General features: G+C 50.3%; 11 protein-coding genes and 1 pseudogene. 9 read left to right on the forward strand and 3 right to left on the reverse strand.

What is annotated here, in order from left to right; genetic code table 11:
- Nucleotides 1-44: 44 nt before the first annotated feature.
- Nucleotides 45-1,442: an IS1380 family transposase gene (locus AC13CY_RS11775; RefSeq protein ID WP_289114228.1), complete on the reverse strand. Its 1,398-nt coding sequence runs from the start codon at nucleotides 1,440-1,442 to the stop codon at nucleotides 45-47.
- A 101-nt stretch (nucleotides 1,443-1,543) separates the two neighbouring features.
- On the opposite strand from AC13CY_RS11775, the pseudogene AC13CY_RS11780 reads away from it, so the two are divergent.
- A pseudogene (locus tag AC13CY_RS11780) lies at nucleotides 1,544-1,927 on the forward strand (nucleoid-associated protein); the annotation flags it as partial.
- Between the two features lie 182 nt (nucleotides 1,928-2,109).
- Complete coding sequence (locus tag AC13CY_RS11785; RefSeq protein WP_289113500.1) at nucleotides 2,110-2,703, forward strand: exopolysaccharide biosynthesis protein; 594 nt, start codon at nucleotides 2,110-2,112, stop codon at nucleotides 2,701-2,703.
- A gap of 318 nt (nucleotides 2,704-3,021) precedes the next feature.
- Here the strand turns inward: AC13CY_RS11785 and AC13CY_RS11790 are convergent, their stop codons facing one another.
- Nucleotides 3,022-3,342 (reverse strand): hypothetical protein, encoded by a 321-nt coding sequence (locus tag AC13CY_RS11790; protein WP_054645118.1) that lies wholly within the window; start codon nucleotides 3,340-3,342, stop codon nucleotides 3,022-3,024.
- A 166-nt stretch (nucleotides 3,343-3,508) separates the two neighbouring features.
- Here AC13CY_RS11790 and AC13CY_RS11795 point away from each other — a divergent pair, with 166 nt between their 5' ends.
- The 5 genes from AC13CY_RS11795 to AC13CY_RS11815 all read left to right on the forward strand — a co-directional run bounded on the left by AC13CY_RS11795 (nucleotide 3,509) and on the right by AC13CY_RS11815 (nucleotide 9,169).
- The gene (locus tag AC13CY_RS11795; protein WP_483052549.1) at nucleotides 3,509-4,831 is read left to right on the forward strand and encodes a UDP-glucose dehydrogenase family protein; all 1,323 of its coding nucleotides are present in this window, start codon (nucleotides 3,509-3,511) and stop codon (nucleotides 4,829-4,831) included.
- Nucleotides 4,832-5,008: 177 nt separating this feature from the next.
- Complete coding sequence (gene fliD / locus AC13CY_RS11800; protein ID WP_483052550.1) at nucleotides 5,009-6,358, forward strand: flagellar filament capping protein FliD; 1,350 nt, start codon at nucleotides 5,009-5,011, stop codon at nucleotides 6,356-6,358.
- Nucleotides 6,359-6,570: 212 nt separating this feature from the next.
- Nucleotides 6,571-7,326 (forward strand): flagellar filament capping protein FliD, encoded by a 756-nt coding sequence (gene fliD, locus AC13CY_RS11805; RefSeq protein ID WP_483052551.1) that lies wholly within the window; start codon nucleotides 6,571-6,573, stop codon nucleotides 7,324-7,326.
- On the forward strand, nucleotides 7,293-7,970 hold the full coding sequence (fliD, locus tag AC13CY_RS11810; protein WP_483052567.1) for a flagellar filament capping protein FliD: 678 nt from the start codon (nucleotides 7,293-7,295) through the stop codon (nucleotides 7,968-7,970). Before fliD (AC13CY_RS11805) ends, fliD (AC13CY_RS11810) begins: the two co-directional genes overlap by 34 nt.
- A gap of 254 nt (nucleotides 7,971-8,224) precedes the next feature.
- Nucleotides 8,225-9,169 carry an RpnC/YadD family protein gene (locus AC13CY_RS11815; protein ID WP_054645117.1) on the forward strand — a complete coding sequence of 315 codons (945 nt, stop codon included), beginning with the start codon at nucleotides 8,225-8,227 and terminating at the stop codon, nucleotides 9,167-9,169.
- A gap of 206 nt (nucleotides 9,170-9,375) precedes the next feature.
- Here AC13CY_RS11815 and AC13CY_RS11820 read toward each other — a convergent pair whose 3' ends face one another.
- Nucleotides 9,376-9,981, reverse strand: a complete 606-nt coding sequence (locus AC13CY_RS11820; RefSeq protein WP_483052552.1) for a hypothetical protein — start codon at nucleotides 9,979-9,981, stop codon at nucleotides 9,376-9,378.
- Between the two features lie 231 nt (nucleotides 9,982-10,212).
- Between AC13CY_RS11820 and AC13CY_RS11825 the strand changes: the two genes are divergently transcribed.
- Both AC13CY_RS11825 and AC13CY_RS11830 read left to right on the forward strand, forming a co-directional pair.
- The gene (locus AC13CY_RS11825) at nucleotides 10,213-12,210 is read left to right on the forward strand and encodes a flagellin N-terminal helical domain-containing protein (RefSeq protein WP_483052553.1); all 1,998 of its coding nucleotides are present in this window, start codon (nucleotides 10,213-10,215) and stop codon (nucleotides 12,208-12,210) included.
- Between the two features lie 170 nt (nucleotides 12,211-12,380).
- Complete coding sequence (locus tag AC13CY_RS11830) at nucleotides 12,381-16,400, forward strand: TDP-N-acetylfucosamine:lipid II N-acetylfucosaminyltransferase family protein (protein WP_483052554.1); 4,020 nt, start codon at nucleotides 12,381-12,383, stop codon at nucleotides 16,398-16,400.
- Nucleotides 16,401-16,403: the final 3 nt, after the last annotated feature.

The raw sequence follows: 16,403 nt of genomic DNA on the forward strand, positions 1-16,403 counted from the left end.
CTCCCGAGCCCGAGATGGAGGTGGCCACGAGCGCCGACGGCGGCTCAGCCGGTGTTTAACCTGGGCCGAGGCAGGCGATATAACCGTTCGGTGACTGTGTGCAGAAGGGCCTTGACCGGGCAGCTACCTGGCAGGTGGAGCTTGATGCGGTCTTTGTACTGCACCACCCGTACGGCCAGCTTGAACAGCTTGATGATGACCGTCGAGGGCTGGGCCTGGGACAACTCGGTGCCTTGCAACAGTTCGGCGCGCAAGGCGTGATGCAGCACATAGGCGGCGCAGGAGAAAAACAGGCGCAGGTGGTTGGCCGCAAAGCGGCAATCCGAGGTGCGGTCGCTGGCCAGGTCGTTTTTCATCATCTTGATGAAATTCTCGTCCTGGCCCCGGGCGCAATACAGCTCGGCGTACAGTATTTCCGGGGTTGACTCTTCCAGGGAGGTGACGACGAAGCGGGGGTTATCGCCGAGGGCCATGGTTTCGGCTTTCAGGACAGTGCGAAACGCCTGTGGCCAGGAACGGGCCTGATAATCGATCTCGTGGAAGGTGCGCGAGCGTTGCGGCGGGGCCTGTTCCGCGAGGCGAGCGTTATGGCAGCGGGTATCGTGCAGCCGCCGGGTGGATTGCAGGTGTGGCTCGGCCAGTTTTTTCAGACGGCTGTTGCCGGCCAGGCCGAACAGAAAATCGGTGTACGGATCGTCGAGCGCCAGTTGCATCAATTCCACGTTGGCGAAATGAGCATCACCACGCAGCAGGATGCGGGTCTCGGGCCAATGCTGGCGCAGCCGTTTGAGCACCCGCTTGAGGATCATTGCGTTCTCTGCCCCCGTCGGGCGTTTGCCGGGGCGCAGTGCCGCGGTAATGAACTTGCCCGACAGACCTTCAAACAGAAACAGTGGCAGGTAGCAGTGACTCTGGTAATGGTGATTATAAAACGCCAGTTCCTGTTGGCCGTGGGTCTGGTCTTCGGAGTGATCCATGTCCAGCACGATCATCTCTGGAGGCTTGGCGTAGCTGGCGACAAACTGCTCTACAAAGGCCTCGGCGAGACGGTAAAGGTCGCGGGTGTTAACGGCATTTTCCAGGCGCGAGAAGGTCGGTGCGCTGGCCAGATCCTGCTCTGGCTCAAGCGGCTTGCGTTCGGTGCCGAGCTTGAACATCGGGTCACGGCGCAGGGTGTTGGCGTCATTGGCATCGGCATAGCCACAGGCGATCTGGAAGATCCGCTGAGTTAATAGATCGGAAAGTGAGTGGTCGATATAAGAGGCGTGACGGCGGTCGTCGATGGCCTGGGCCAGTCGATGAACCAGGCCAATCTGTTGGTCCACCCCACGCAGCAGCAGGGGGCCAAAGTCGGATGACAACGCTCCGCCCTCGAAATCAGCTCGCACGGTAAAGCCGGCAAAGGGAGGAAAGCGCAGTTGAGTTGGGATAGAATTGGACATGGGCGAACCTTGTTTAGCTTCTTCCGAAGCGTTATTGGCGTAACTCCCATTATATCAATGGGTTGGGCAAGGTTCGCCTTTTTTTATGAATTTTTCGGGTTAGCGACTACGTCGAAAAAGAGGACCTGGACGACGACGCCAGCCGGGAAAAAACCGATACTCTGGTTGATTACGCCAACGAGCAGCTGCGCCGAGGCGAACCCATGACGCTGGAAGAGCTCTCCGAGCTAGTGGATGAGAAGCAGCCCAAGGCGTTTTACGACCATATTCGCAACGCCGACTACGGCCTTTCGCCGGAAATCCCGCCGGACAAACGCACTATCAGCCAGTTTCGCCGCTTCACTGGCCGCGCTGGAGGCGTCTCGATCAGCTTTGATTCACACCTGCTGGGTTCCAGCATTGAGTATGACGAAACCCAGGACCGGCTGATCATCAAGCAAGTGCCCAAGCAGCTCAAAGAGCAGCTTGCCAAGCGGAAAGAGTGACAAGGTTAAAAGGGCTTGAACAGGCAGCGTAAAGCTTGGGTGGCGAGCGGCACCAGGGGCTAACCTATAGAGGCCAAGCGATTAACCAAGCAGCGATGTTCAACAGGCCTGAGCTAAACAGATCGACGCGAAACATACCTACTTTAAACAGAGCTCAATGGCAAAGGAGCGCCGCAGTGCCTATGAAAGAAACGCAGGATGCGACGAATTTAACCGAGCTGATCCACGCCATGGAACGGATGGAGCGGGAAAACGCGCAGGTCAGTGTGGATGATGTGGTGCATGCGGTAGGGAGACGCTCGTTTGGGCCGCTGCTTCTATTGGCAGGCTTGATAACGCTGGCGCCGATTATTGGTGATATCCCCGGCATGCCAACACTGATGGCGGTGTTAGTGCTGCTGACCTCTTCACAGCTGCTGGTAGGGCGGGAAACGTTCTGGCTGCCTAAATGGCTGCTTAAGCGTTCTTTATCACGGCAGAAGTTTGATAAAGCGCTGCACTACATGAAAAAGCCCGCCAAATGGGTCGATGGCTTGCTGGGCGTGCGCTTGGCTTGGATGACCGGCTACATCGGTATTCGGGTGACGGCCTTCGCTTGCCTGCTGGTGGCGTTAGCGATGCCACCCATGGAGTTCATCCCTTTCAGTGCCAATGGCGCTGGATTGGCACTCACGCTGTTTGGGCTGGGGCTGGTGGCCAGAGATGGCCTGATGCTGGCGTTGGGATTCTTGCTTACCGGCGTGACCTTCACGGTAGTAGTGATGAGTCTCATCTAATGCTTTACTAGGTTTTTCGCGCTGATTGATAAGGCGGGCCGCGATAGGGGGGGCTGATTACGCAAAACAAAACAAAGCCTGCTAGGCTGGAAGGGTCAGCTCAAGGGTGAGCAACCATCTGCTTTCTCGAAAACGCAACAAGCAAGGAGCACCGTTATGCGTAACATCATCTATATCGTGGGTTTGATCGTGGTAGTGCTGTTTATTCTTTCCCTACTGGGCCTACGCTAAGCGCTACGCTGCTGTACCACTCACTCTATCCCCCTGGCCTGTGCTGCCAAGCGCCCGCTCCTGTCTAGCGGGCGCTTGGCTAACGCGTTAGGCGCAGTCTGCGGCTCCCTGCCCAAACATATCAAACATCAGCTCGCGGCCCATGGCTGTTAACACAAAACGGCCATAGTCATTAAAAGTGGCGGCATCACTCTCTTCCAACACTTGCTGGCAAAGCGCCCAACGGGGGTGCTGATGGCTCAGAGAGATCAACTCCTGGTGCGATAAACCACGCTGTATCAGGGTGATGGTTTCAAGCACATGGCCGCTCTCATAAAGCAGTTCCGCTACGCTAGAAAGGCAGTGGCGCAAGCTGCGCTGTACGTGGAAGGAAGCAGTGGTCGCGGGGGATAATGCTTCAGCGGGCATGGTAGGTTGCTCCTGCAATCGCAGCAAAATGGGTGTGCTGCAGTGCATTATAAAGCAGTAGGAGTGTTAGACCAAGGTCTATGTATTGGGCTGAGTTTTGCGTGTCATCTGAATTACAAAAAAGGTGTGATAGGCTTGCGGCACTCCTTTTTAGAGCTGGTTGATTATGCAGATTAGTGTCTTTGGTACCGGATATGTAGGGCTCGTGGCAGGTGCGTGTTTGGCGGATGTGGGTCATCAGGTCATCTGCATGGATATTGATGCTAACCGCATCGCACAGCTTAGCCGTGGTGAGATCCCTATTTTCGAGCCAGGCCTGAGCCAGCTGGTTACCCATAACGTCGCCGCCGGACGCCTGCGGTTTACCACAGATGCCGCCCACGCGGTCACCGAAAGCGACACGCTGTTTATCGCGGTGGGCACCCCGCCAGACGAAGGTGGCAGCGCCGACCTGCAGTACGTATTAAGCGTCGCGGAAAGTATCGGCCAGCACATGCAGGGCTATAAGCTGGTGGTGGATAAATCGACGGTGCCGGTAGGCACCGCCGAGCGTGTGAGAGACACCATCAGCCGCGTGCTACAGCAACGTAAGGTTGAACACCCTTTCGATGTGTGCTCCAACCCTGAGTTTATGAAAGAAGGCGCTGCCATTGACGACTTCACCCGCGGCGCCCGCATTATCGTAGGCACCGAGAGCGAGCGGGTAAAAGAGCGCATGAAAGCCTGCTACGCGCCATATAACCGCAACCACGACAAGCTGATGTTTATGAGCGTGCGAGCGGCAGAACTGACGAAATATGCTGCCAACGCCATGCTAGCGACCAAAATTAGTTTCATGAACGAAATGGCGAATTTAGCGGAGCGCTTAAAGGTTGATATTGAAGATGTACGCCGGGGAATCGGAAGCGACCCGCGTATTGGCTATCACTTTATTTACCCTGGTTGTGGTTATGGCGGCTCCTGTTTTCCGAAAGATGTGCACGCCCTTGAGCAAGCTGCTTTGCAATTAGGTTACACGCCGGAATTATTAAAAGCCGTAGAAGCCGTTAATCAGCGCCAAAAACAAACGCTTTACATAAAACTGCAAGAGAGCCTCGGTAACTTAGAGGGGAAAGTGATTGCTATTTGGGGGCTAGCATTTAAGCCCGGCACCGATGATATGCGCGAAGCGCCCAGCCGAGCACTGATGGAAGCCCTGTGGGCAGCAGGGGCGAAGGTGCAAGCGTTCGACCCGGAAGCGATGGGTGAGTGCCGAAGGCTGTATGGCGAGCGTGACGACCTGATGCTCGCAGGTGATCGCATACAGGCAGTAAAAGGTGCCGATGCACTGGTTATTTGCACAGAGTGGAAAGAATTTCGCACCGTTGACTTCACTTGGTTAGCAAGCCAGCTAAACAATAAATTAGTGGTAGATGGGCGTAATTTATACGCACCCAGCGCGTTGAGTGAGGCGGGTGTTTGCTATGTGGGTGTCGGTAGAAAGTCTTAATAAACATAGGTTTATAGCTTTGGTTTGTTGTTTCTGATAAATGGGTAAGCCCAGGGCTAATAAATTTGTTAAAGTTAATAGTCTCAATGCCGAATAAATCACTAATTAGCTAACTTGAATAATGGCTGCCGCAAAATCGGTAAGACGGCCGCACAACGCGAAAAAGGGACGTAACGCATGGCTTCCATTTCATCACTGGGTATCGGTTCAGGGCTTGATCTCAACGGCTTGCTAGACCAACTGCAAGAAGCCGAACGCGGCAAGCTGGAACCCATCGAGCGACAACTGGAAACCCAGCAAACCAAAATTTCCGCCTACGGCCAGCTGAAAACGGCCCTTTCTGCCTTTCAGGACGCAGCGGATGCTCTCAACGACAGCACACTGTATGAGAGCCTCTCGACCAACGTTAGCGGTGAAGCATTCACTGCCACGGCCAATGGCGAAGCGCAGCCCGGTAGCTATAACGTATCCGTCACTCAGTTAGCCACATCGGGCACCCTGGCAACCGAAAGCGTGCCGGATTCAACTGCCGCCCTGACCACAGAAGCGACCAAGCTGACACTCAACTTTGCAGGCGCTGAGCAAGCTGACGTTGTGGTAGACATTGCTGCCAACAGCACGCTTGAAGAAGTACGCGATGCCATTAACGCGAAAGAAGATAGTGGTGTCTCTGCCTCTATTATCTTTGATGGTGAAAATTACCGGCTAGCGCTTAATTCCACGCAAACCGGTGAAGACGCATCTATCTCAGGCATAACGCTAGGGGAGGAATTTGGCGGGCAGTTGAAATCAGAGTTTACGCAAGCAGGCCAAGATGCGAAATTGAATGTTAACGGTGTGGCCATCACTAGCCCTACCAACCAAGTAGAGGGAGCCATTCAAGGAGTAACACTGAACCTTCAGGAAGAGGGAAATAGCACCGTGGCAGTAGAGCAAGATACTCGTGCAGTACGCGAAGCGATAACCGGCTTTGTCGATGCCTACAACGATCTAAAAGGCACCATTGGCGAACTCACCAGCTTTAATGCTGAAACGGGCGCTGCTGGGGAGCTGCTGGGCGACAGTGCGGTACGCACGGTGGAGTCTCGTTTACGCAGTGTGCTGGGTGGAGGTATCGAAGGCCAGTTCTCCATGCTGACGGATATCGGTATTTCACTACAGCGCGATGGCACGTTGGAAATTGATAGCGGCAAGCTAGATGATGCCATTGCCAATGATCAGGATGCGCTCTCTGCCTTTTTTGCAGGCGCTGCCGATAACGAAGGCATGGCAGGCCAAGTCAACCAAACCATCGAGCAGTTGCTAGGCACTAATGGCACGGTATCCGGCGCGATTTCAGGCGCTGAAACCCGCATTGAGTCGCTGGGCGAGCGTTACACGCGCATGGAGCAATCCATCGAGCAGACCATTTCTCGCTATCGTACCCAGTTTGGCCAGTTGGATAGCATGATTGCCCAAATGAACCAAACCAGTGACTACCTCACTCAACAGTTTGATGCGTTGGATGCTCAGTTAGGCCGCAATTAAGCTAACATTGGCAAAAACGCTGCAAAACGACGCCTGCGCTAAGCAGGCGTTTTTGTTGGGGTAATGGGGTATTCGTAGTTAAGTGATAAAAAAGGCCTAAAGTTAGCCGCTGTTCCGTCGATAAAAAGACTATTAAACTCAGTCGCAACGCCACTGTTGGCGCACTGTATCAATGACTGTGGGTTTAGCCTTTTGCATCGAGGAACATCTGCATGGCGACAATAACCTCTCTAGGCGTCGGCTCTGGCCTGGATCTCACCGGTTTATTAGATCAGCTTCAAGAAGCGGAGCGGGGCAAACTCGCGCCGATTACCCGCCAAAAAGAGCAACAGCAGGATAAGATTTCTGCCTACGGCCAGCTGCAAACATCGCTAAACAGCTTTCAAGATGCTGTAGCGAAACTCAACGACCCGAAGCTCTACCAAAGCCTTTCCGCCAACGTGCGTGGCGATGCCATTAAAGCCACTACCTCCGCCAGTGCGCTGCCCGGTAGCTACCGGGTAGAGGTATCGCAGTTAGCCACCTCTGGCACCCTGGCCTCAACCCGTGTGACTGACCGAGACACCCCGCTAGACCTGCAAGGTGCAACGGCCCTACGGCTGGAATTTGGTGGTGCGGACGCTGTGGATATTGATATCGCCCCCGGCAGCAGCCTTTCGGCGATACGCGATGCCATTAACTCCAATAAAGATGCAGGCGTTAACGCCACCATCATCAACGATGGCCAAGGCTACCGGCTGGCGCTCAGCTCTAAAAATACCGGTGCGGATGCTTCTATTGCCAGCTTTAGCTTTGTCGATACCAGCCAATCCCCTGAAGTCACGGTGGCAGGGCCCTTTGCTGAAGATGCCGCCACCAAGCGTGCTGGCGAAGATGCAGCGCAACCGTCAATGGCATTGCCATCAGCAGTGCCAAAAACCAGATCGAAGGGGCCATTCAAGGAGTCACGCTCAACCTGGCAGAGTTGAGTATTGCCGAAGGCGAAACGGCGACCAGCACGGTTAATGTAGAGCGCGATACGCTCAAGCAGCGCGAAGCGATTAGCGGTTTTGTAAAAGCGTTTAACGACCTAAAAGGCACCATTGGAAAACTCACCAGCTTCAGCGGCGATGCCGACACTGCCGGTGAGCTGGTAGGCGACAGCACCGTGCGCACCATTGAAAGCCGCCTGCGTAGTGTGCTGACGGGAGGCGTAGCCGGGGGCGAGCTTTCCACGCTTAACCAGCTAGGCATTACCCTGCAACGAGACGGCACGCTGGAAATGGATGACGATAAAATCAGCGATCTAGTCGCCAATAACCCCCAAGCACTCAGCGACTTTTTCGTAGGTGGCGAAGCAGGGAATGGCTTGGCAGCCCAGCTCGACAGTACCGTAGAGCGAATGCTTGGCGATAACGGAGTAGTCAAGCTAGCGATTAGCGGTGCCGAAAACCGAGTGAAAAGCCTAGACGAGCGTTTTGAACGCATGGAAGTGACCATCGAGCGCACCATCAGCCGCTACCGCACCCAGTTCGGCCAGCTAGATAGCATGATTGCCCAGATGAACAGCATGAGTAGCTACCTAACCCAGCAGTTTGAAGCGCTAGACTACCAGCTAGGCCGTAAAAAGTAGCTAACGTCATGGTAGCCAATAACGCCAAAAGCGGCCTCAACGGGCAATAAAGTGAACCGCTCAGAAAGAGGCCGCTTGGCAAAATAAAATGGCTACTTTGTGAAATACGTAGAAAAATCCGCACAGCCATCAAGCACGAACCTAAAAAGGTAATCTGTGTTTAGGTGGTGTCGCCGACAATACTGTTGTGCACGACTTCTCACCAATTCAAGAACGCTCTTTGGTAAGGTATATGTACCAATAGAGGAGCCATCATGAGCGATCAAGATGACCGTCACCGCGCTGACCATGACAGCCCATGGAAAATGGCGTTAGAGGCATATTTTAAAGAATTTCTAGAATTGCTGTTTCCGACGATAAACCAGCACGTTGATTGGTCAAAAGGCTACAGCTTCCTTGATAAAGAATTGCAACAGATTACGGTTGGTGCCGAAAGCGGCCGACGTTACGCCGACAAACTGATCAAAGTCTATGCCAAAGACGGTAGCGAGACCTGGGTGCTGATTCACGTTGAAGTGCAGGGTGAGCCCGAAGTTGAATTTTCCGAGCGGATGTTTACCTATCAGTATCGCTTGCGGGATCGCTACGCAATGGAAGTGGTCAGCCTTGCAGTACTGGCAGATACCCGTAAAAGCTTCCGCCCCACAACGTTTCATTACGAGCGCTGGGGGTGTGAACTGACCTTTACCTTTCCTACGGCTAAACTGATAGATTGGGAAGGCAACTGGGTTGCGCTAGAAACCAGCGACAACGTTTTTGCGCTGGTAGTGATGGCCCAGATCCAGGCTAAACGGGTGAAAAATAGCGCGACGCGCAAAGACACCAAAGTAGCCCTCATTAGGCTTTTATATGAGCGTGGCTACAACCGCGAACAAATTTTACGGCTATTTAACATTATCGATTGGATGATCCAGTTACCAAAACGCCTAGACCCTGATTTTGCGCAAGCGGTTTATGCGATACAGGAGGAAAAACACATGCCTTACGTGAACACCATTGAGCGCTTAGGTATTGAAAAAGGCCGCCAAGAAGGCCGGCAAGAAGGTCGTCAGGAAGCCGAACAGCGGGCATTAGAGGGCAAGCGCAACGCAGCGCGCAAGCTGATTGCTTTAACAGAAATGAGCGACCAGCTCATTGCCGAGATTGAAGAACTCCCCTTGGAAGAAGTAGCGAAACTCCGCGCCGAAACCAAGCACTGAATTCACTACAAGTCCTATCCTGACAAACCCCTTGGGGCACTCATAAGGCTGCCCTCACAGAGTCTCAGTCAAAAGTAGAAGCCAGGCAAAGTGAGAGTCAGTCTAAAGTGGGAGGCCGCTTCAGCGGGCGAAGGATTTCGGCACATTTCTTAATACGCGCACATGATGGCAGGGCACAACAACGAAGCAACCTTAAGCCTTTCCAGCTAATCCCCATCTCGGTACATGGCCGCCAAACTCTCTTCTGTGATGGGTTTACGCTTAGCATCCAAAATTTTGCCACCCAGTGCCGCCACCTCATGGGTGAAGGTAATTAAATCCTCCGGGTTGCGCGACACCTTTCGCGTGTTCAAAAAGCGGATCAAGATCGACACCCCCTGCACCGGCGTATGCTCCCCCTCTTTATGCTCTTTATGTAGCGGCGGCAGCTTACCCGGCGAGGTAGCGCTAGCCAGCATAATCGGGTAGCCCTGCGGCCCCGGCGGAAGATGGAAGGCGCCTAGCTCCGCCTCATAAAAGGCATTTTTCTCGGTGAGCATTTCCCCCAGCGCTTGGTTAACGGCTTGGCTGGGCGCATCAAACATCACAAACAAACACTGCTGGGTCGGCTTTTTGCTCTGCTTGCTGGTTGTTTTAGGCTGGCTTTGATAGCTGGGGGTATCCGCCTGCTCTGCTGAGGGAGTAGGGGCCTGCTGAGAGGAAAGCTCAGCCTTACGTGGTGCAATCACCACCTTGTAAAAAAGCACAGCGCTTATTAGCCCTAACACAACAGCGATGCCGCCTAGTAGCAAAGGTAGGTAGGTTGTTGACATGGTGCGTCCTCTACTGCATTCGTATGAACGTACAATACCCCTCTACGATTAAAAATGCAGCGCCTTGACCAGCTATGTAGCGCTATGTTGGTCAGCGTTCACTAAAATTTACATAATTTTTTACTATTCGCCCTAAAGGTTCTCCTCCTTATGCCGTTAATCAATACAACGGCACACAACGTGGCCGAAAAGCGGGCCTTCTAGGCCAGTGTTCCAGCAAGGAGAATCACCATGTCAGTGATCAATACCAACATCACATCGATGATCGGGCAGCAGAACCTGCGTGAATCACAAAGCGCACTGCAAACTTCTATGGAGCGTCTGAGCTCTGGCCTGCGCATCAACAGCGCCAAAGATGACGCTGCTGGGCAAGCCATTGCCAACCGTATGAGCGCCCAGATTAGCGGTCTTGCTCAAGCGCAGCGTAACTCCAACGACGGTATCTCTATCGCGCAAACTACTGAAGGTGGCTTGAACCAAATCAACGATAACCTTCAACGTATTCGTGAGCTGACGGTTCAGGCGCAAAATGGCACCAACAGTGAAGATGACCTGAAATCTATTCAAGATGAAGTTAACCAGCGCCTTGCTGAAATAAACCGTATTTCAGAAGAAACCGACTTCAACGGTACGCGCGTATTATCTGAATCAACTGAGCCGCTTCAGATTCAAGTAGGTTCAGAAGATGGTCAAACCATCACAGTTAACCTAGAGACTACTAACAGCAGTACGCTAGGTGTGGCTTCCTTTGATGTCCGCAATATGCTGTCCAGCACTAACTTCTCAGACGTTACCGATATTGAATTGGAAGGCGCTGTCGAGGATAAGGTTTCTTTATCCGCCGTTAATACGTTTACTCCAGGTACAGGTGCAGCTGCATCTAAGATCACTGCGGATGGTGTCTTCCAGGTAGAGGCTGCTGCGGCAACTGCAGGTGGATCAGTAGGTACAGATTTCGCTGTTCGTGGTAGTGACGGTAGTTTCTACGCACTACAACAAAATAGCACGACAGGCGAATACTTTTTTGACTCTGGTGCTGGGGCGATTGACGAAGCTGATATCGTCAATGCTGACGCCCCGAATGGTGTAACAACTATCACTGAGCAAGTTGCTGTTGGTGACATCGTTGTTGATGGTAGCACTGCAGGTGTTCAATCAACTCTCGTTGGTCTTGATGTAGTTCCTAACGGAGGAACTGCAGGTGACACCATTACAGATTTCTTTGGTGCTAACACGGCTGCAGTACAGGGTAACCTGTTTGCCCGTGAAGACGTTGAAAATGGATATGCATTACGCGGTGCAGATGGTAATTACTACGCTGTGGACGTCAACCGCGACACCACTACCGGTGAAGTAAGTATCCAGCTTGCTGGCAACCCTACTACAGGTAACATTCAAGACTCTAGTGCATTACAGCAGGTAGCGCTTTCAAACATTACTAGTCCTGGTGCAGCGGGTACCGGAGTCAGTGAAATCGATGTGTCTATTGATGCTCCCTCAGCCGGTGATAATCTCTACAACATCGAAGCAACCGGTGGTGATGGTGCCAATGCAGTAGAAATTTACAGCCTGTCTGATTCTTACTCAGGCAGCGCTGACTACGCAGTATTTGCAGACGATGGCAAATACTATGCTGGTACGTTGGATGATGATACCGGTGAGGTAACTTGGGACTCAAGCGGCACTGCGCTGGCAACTGCTAATGTAGACGTAGACAGTGGTGCGCAAACGCAAGCAGTCCTCTCCTCAGTAGATACCGTTGCTGTAGCTGATGCAGACTTGCCAGAAGGTATGAATCTTGTGTCTGACAGCGAAGGTAACTATTTCCTTCAAGGCAAGGATGAATTTGGCAACGATGCAACCTATGAAGCTAAAGTCGATATTGATCAAGATGCCGGTACTATTACTAGCATTTCTATTGCCCAAGACGCTGAAGGCAACAATATCCAACGTACCGTTGATGCGTTAAGCACTTTGGATAATGCGCTTAGCAAAATCGACTCTTTCCGTTCAGACCTTGGTGCTGTGCAAAACCGTTTCGAAGACGCTATTACTAACTTGAGCACCAACGAAACGAACCTTTCTGCAGCGCGTTCACGCATCGAAGATGCAGACTATGCAACGGAAGTTGCTGAGATGACGCGTGCACAGATCCTGCAGCAGGCGGGTACTTCTGTACTTGCTCAGGCCAATCAGCTACCGCAGAGCGTTCTTTCTCTGCTGGGCTAATTTAAAGCCTGATGATAGAGCTTTGGCTTTATTATCTGTTGTTAATGAACCGGTTCCTTCGGAGCCGGTTTTTTATTAATAATTATCATGGATAAGTGGCAAAATATCTGGATATTCAAGTAGGCTAGACGCATAAACTGCCTAAACGATCCTTATCAGCAGAGTTACTAATGGCTAAATCTCGTCGACTCAAAATACATACCTCTACACTTGGCACTAAACAAGCTCCTCATGCCGAGCGAGTACTGACAGTAGCACAGGCCAAACGATTAACTAGCAAGACGCCAAACAAGACAGAGGTCTGGGTGCAGCTAGGGGTCGCCTATATCGCCGCTAACCGCCATTCAGAAGCCATAGAGCCGCTTCAGCGAGCGGTATCCTTGAGTGGGGAAGCCGCACATATTCACGCTTGGCTTGCCGCCGCCTACTTAGGCGCAAGTGAGTTCTTGCTGGCCAAAGAAAGTGCCAAGCACGCTCTTAATTTGGATGAGCACAGTGTACGCGCCTTGATCATTCTTGCGATGATTGACTTTGACAATGGTTTATCTGCTGGTGCTTTGAAATGGATAGAAAAAGCTGAAAATGTCGAACCTGAGAATTCGGACGTATTGCATGCTAAGTCACGCGCCCTTTTTGGCCTGCACCGATATGAAGAAGCAGAGGCAGTACTTGAAGCTTTGACAAGGCACCACCCAGAAAACCTGAGATATTGGAATGAACTGGGAGTTGTTCAACGTGAGCTAGGCAAACTAGCGTCGTCAGCGAATAGCTTCTCTCAAGCGATCAAGTATGGAGATAATTCAACACCGTTTTCTAATCTGATTACCGGATTTCATTATGATCCTTCGAAGCAGCAAAGTGATATAGCCGCTGTTTGTCGAGAATGGCAGTCGCGTTATGGCGTAAAGAAACCACCTGCACGCCCTGTTCCTGAGAATAGGTCGCCTGACAGAAAACTGCGGATTGGGCTGCTTTCAGATGGATTTCGCCAGCACCCCGTCGGCAACATGATTATTGCGGCACTAGAAAATACGCACCCAGAGGAAATGGAGTTTTATTTTTACTCGACCAGCGCGAGCAATGATGCGATTACTAAGCGTTTTCAAGCGCTGGCAAGCCAGTGGCAAATGGTCAAGTATCAAGATGATGCTGCATTTAACCAGCAGGTGCGCGATGATAAGATCGATATCTTATTTGACTTAGCGGGCCATAATGCAGGAACGCGCTCAAAAGCTATTTCTATGCAGCCTGCGCCGTTGATTGTGAAATGGGTCGGCGGGCTGATCAACACCACCGGTGTTGAAGCAATTGATTATTTAATAAGTGACCATATTGAAACACCTGAGGGTGAAGATCAGCACTATACTGAAAAATTAATTCGGCTACCAGACGATTATATCGTTTACTCTCAACCAACGTATACACCTAATATTGGCCCGTTACCTGCACTATCTAATGATTTCATTACTTTAGGATGTTTCAACAATCCTACCAAGCTTAATGCTCAATTATTGACTGAGTGGGCAATATTGATGAATCAATTGCCAAACTCACGTTTATTCCTTAAGGGAAAACCCTATACTAGCGAAAGCTTCTGCGAGCGCATTTATGCGTTGATGGAAAGCTTGGGGGTTGAGCGGGAACGAGTATTGTTAGAAGGACCAGCGGCTCATCGTGAGCTGCTTAATAGTTATAACCGTGTTGATATTGCCCTTGACCCATGGCCTTACTCTGGTGGGTTAAGCACCTGTGAAGCGTTGCTGATGGGCGTGCCAGTAGTCACTTTGCCTGGCCCTACGTTCGCTGGGCGGCATAGCGCTTCGCACCTAATTAATGCTGATATGGCTGAATTGGTGGTAAATAACTGGGATGAGTACCGCGAAAGGGTAATTGAACTTGCTAGTGATACAGATAGTTTGAGCACTATTCGTAATAGTTTGAGGCAGGTGCTTTTACAGTCCCCAATGTGCGATGGTCGCCGTTTTGCAAAACATTTAATGCTGGCCATGCGCGCCATTTGGCAGCGTTACTGCGAAGACAAAGTGCCAGCGGCGCTTGCTTTCAATAAAAATAGCGAGCTTTGGTTTGAAGACGATCAAAAGCTGCTGGACATACAGGTGAAAGAGAAGCCTCCTGAGCCTGAGAAAGGCTTTAAATGGAAGTTTGATGGACAAATTGTAGTACTAGATAATGCCAGTAAAACGTTGAGAAACCGTGCTCTGTCGTTAATGGTTAAAACCAATGCCTTTGCGATTGTGGCATTTGACCCACAAAGCTTGATTGAAAACCGCGAAGTTTTTACAGCTAACAAAAATATTCAGTTATTCCAACATGCACTTTTAGGCGATGGTAAGTCGACAACATTATATGCATGTTTGGAGCCGACCTTGAGTAGTACTTTACCTCCTTTGCCGAATGAGCAACTGCCTCCCAGTAAACGACTTGGTGCTAGAGTTTTAACGAAGCTTCCAATAAGTACAATTGCATTAGACTCGATTCAGGGGCTAGCGAGCTTAGATTGGTTAGTCCTCGATGGTTTAAGTGATGCTGCAACAATACTTGAGAATGGAGCTGAAGCTTTAAAAGATACGCTGTTAGTTGAAGTGCAAGTGGCTTTTCAAGCTACTCATAAGCGTCAACCTAATCTTGCCGAATTACAATACTGGGCAAGTCGTAATGGCTTTCGTTTTTATCGCTTGAATGCATCGCGCTACATCAGCCACTTGCCAGAGAGCGTGCCCACGAAAAAACGCCAAGCCACCGAGCTAGAAAGTGCCGATGCTATTTTCCTACCTAGCCATGAGCGTATGGCCAATTTAAGCGATAATCAACGCACCAAGCTCGCCTTTCTACTGCATACGATTTATGGCATTAAAGATATGACGTATGAACTGTTGGCTCAGGTGAGTCAGGAGAAGGCTGAGGAGTACTTGGTGGGTGAGGAGTTAGCTGCTCCTGTGACACAAGTGCACTCATCCTCAGGCATACTTCCACAAAGTGAGCTTGTTAAAAGAGAGCCAGAGAAAGCTATAGGTGTAGGTCTTTCTAGTGACCATCAATCTATTTCATATACGCTCGATGATGTTTTAAAGCGGCTGAGGAAAGCTCAAGATAGCTACTTTTTGCATATATGCTTCAATAATATGCATACCCAATCTTTGATTGAGGGGTGCTCTTCTGTAAATGGAACTGCTTTAGATAAGAACTTGTTCTTGATTGATAAAGCAAAAAGTATCGAAGGTTACACTTTGAATCCTAGTGGTGCAGAGGTGGTTCTCTTTGATGCCTCAAAAGAATTTAGTAAAATTGTTGATGTATGCAAGCAACAAAATGTTAGCGGTGTATATGTTCATGGTCTTTTCTTTGATTGGCAAAAGCGGCTAGTTGCAAAAATTGGTGAATATAAGAGAATGGCATGGGTAATATGGGGGGGGGATGTTTACAGATATAAAAAAGCTAATAAAGAAATGTTAAATTTGGTGGAGAACATCGCTTGTGTTGCAACCGTAACAAGCGATGATTACACAGTATACAAACGCTTGTTTGGGCAGAAGAAGCATTTTGATTTTGCTTACCGATTCCCTTTTGATGAGCTTGATAAAAGTTTGCCTGTTACAAAGGAAAAGTTAATTATTATTGGTAATAGTGGCGATATTGGTAATAATCATGTTGAAATATTCGACGCTTTATCTGCCAAAAAAGATATAAATGATTATAAGATTATTGTGCCATGCTCATATAATGCTCCTGTAGGGTATGCCTCAGAAATGCATAGATATTCTTTGTCAAAAGGGCTTTCAAAAAATCGTGTAGAAATTCTAACTGAGTTTTTATCGAAAGATGACTATTTTGATTTGATTGCCCGGGCAGAGTTGTTAGTGACGGCACATGATCGCTCTCAAGCTGGTGCGACCATTAATGCTGCTATTTACTTTGGCACTAAAGTCGTTTTGAAGAAGCATATTTTTTATCATGAAACTCACATGCAAAATCCTATGTGGAATAGGCTGTCTGATATGTCTATTCAATGCATTGAATTCTTAGATTTTATAAAGAGTAACACCGTTAAACAACTGCCATCGAAAAACGATTCGATGGTCGAAAAAGATAGGAATAACTTGAGAAAAGCCAGAGGCGATGAAGCTCTGGGAGACAACCTGGCGCGTATAAACAGTTTTTTAAAGGTGTGAACC

It is taken from the genome of Vreelandella sp. L-15 (assembly GCF_056857635.1).

What these genes read in the sequence shown, in the direction of transcription:
- fliD (WP_483052550.1), top strand. Translation starts at nt 5,009, where the DNA reads ATGGCTTCCATTTCATCACTGGGTATCGGTTCAGGGCTTGATCTCAAC.
- AC13CY_RS11830 (WP_483052554.1), top strand. Translation starts at nt 12,381, where the DNA reads ATGGCTAAATCTCGTCGACTCAAAATACATACCTCTACACTTGGCACT.
- AC13CY_RS11785 (WP_289113500.1), top strand. Translation starts at nt 2,110, where the DNA reads ATGAAAGAAACGCAGGATGCGACGAATTTAACCGAGCTGATCCACGCC.
- AC13CY_RS11775 (WP_289114228.1), bottom strand. Translation starts at nt 1,442, where the DNA reads ATGTCCAATTCTATCCCAACTCAACTGCGCTTTCCTCCCTTTGCCGGC.
- AC13CY_RS11815 (WP_054645117.1), top strand. Translation starts at nt 8,225, where the DNA reads ATGAGCGATCAAGATGACCGTCACCGCGCTGACCATGACAGCCCATGG.
- AC13CY_RS11795 (WP_483052549.1), top strand. Translation starts at nt 3,509, where the DNA reads ATGCAGATTAGTGTCTTTGGTACCGGATATGTAGGGCTCGTGGCAGGT.
- AC13CY_RS11790 (WP_054645118.1), bottom strand. Translation starts at nt 3,342, where the DNA reads ATGCCCGCTGAAGCATTATCCCCCGCGACCACTGCTTCCTTCCACGTA.
- fliD (WP_483052551.1), top strand. Translation starts at nt 6,571, where the DNA reads ATGGCGACAATAACCTCTCTAGGCGTCGGCTCTGGCCTGGATCTCACC.
- AC13CY_RS11825 (WP_483052553.1), top strand. Translation starts at nt 10,213, where the DNA reads ATGTCAGTGATCAATACCAACATCACATCGATGATCGGGCAGCAGAAC.
- AC13CY_RS11820 (WP_483052552.1), bottom strand. Translation starts at nt 9,981, where the DNA reads ATGTCAACAACCTACCTACCTTTGCTACTAGGCGGCATCGCTGTTGTG.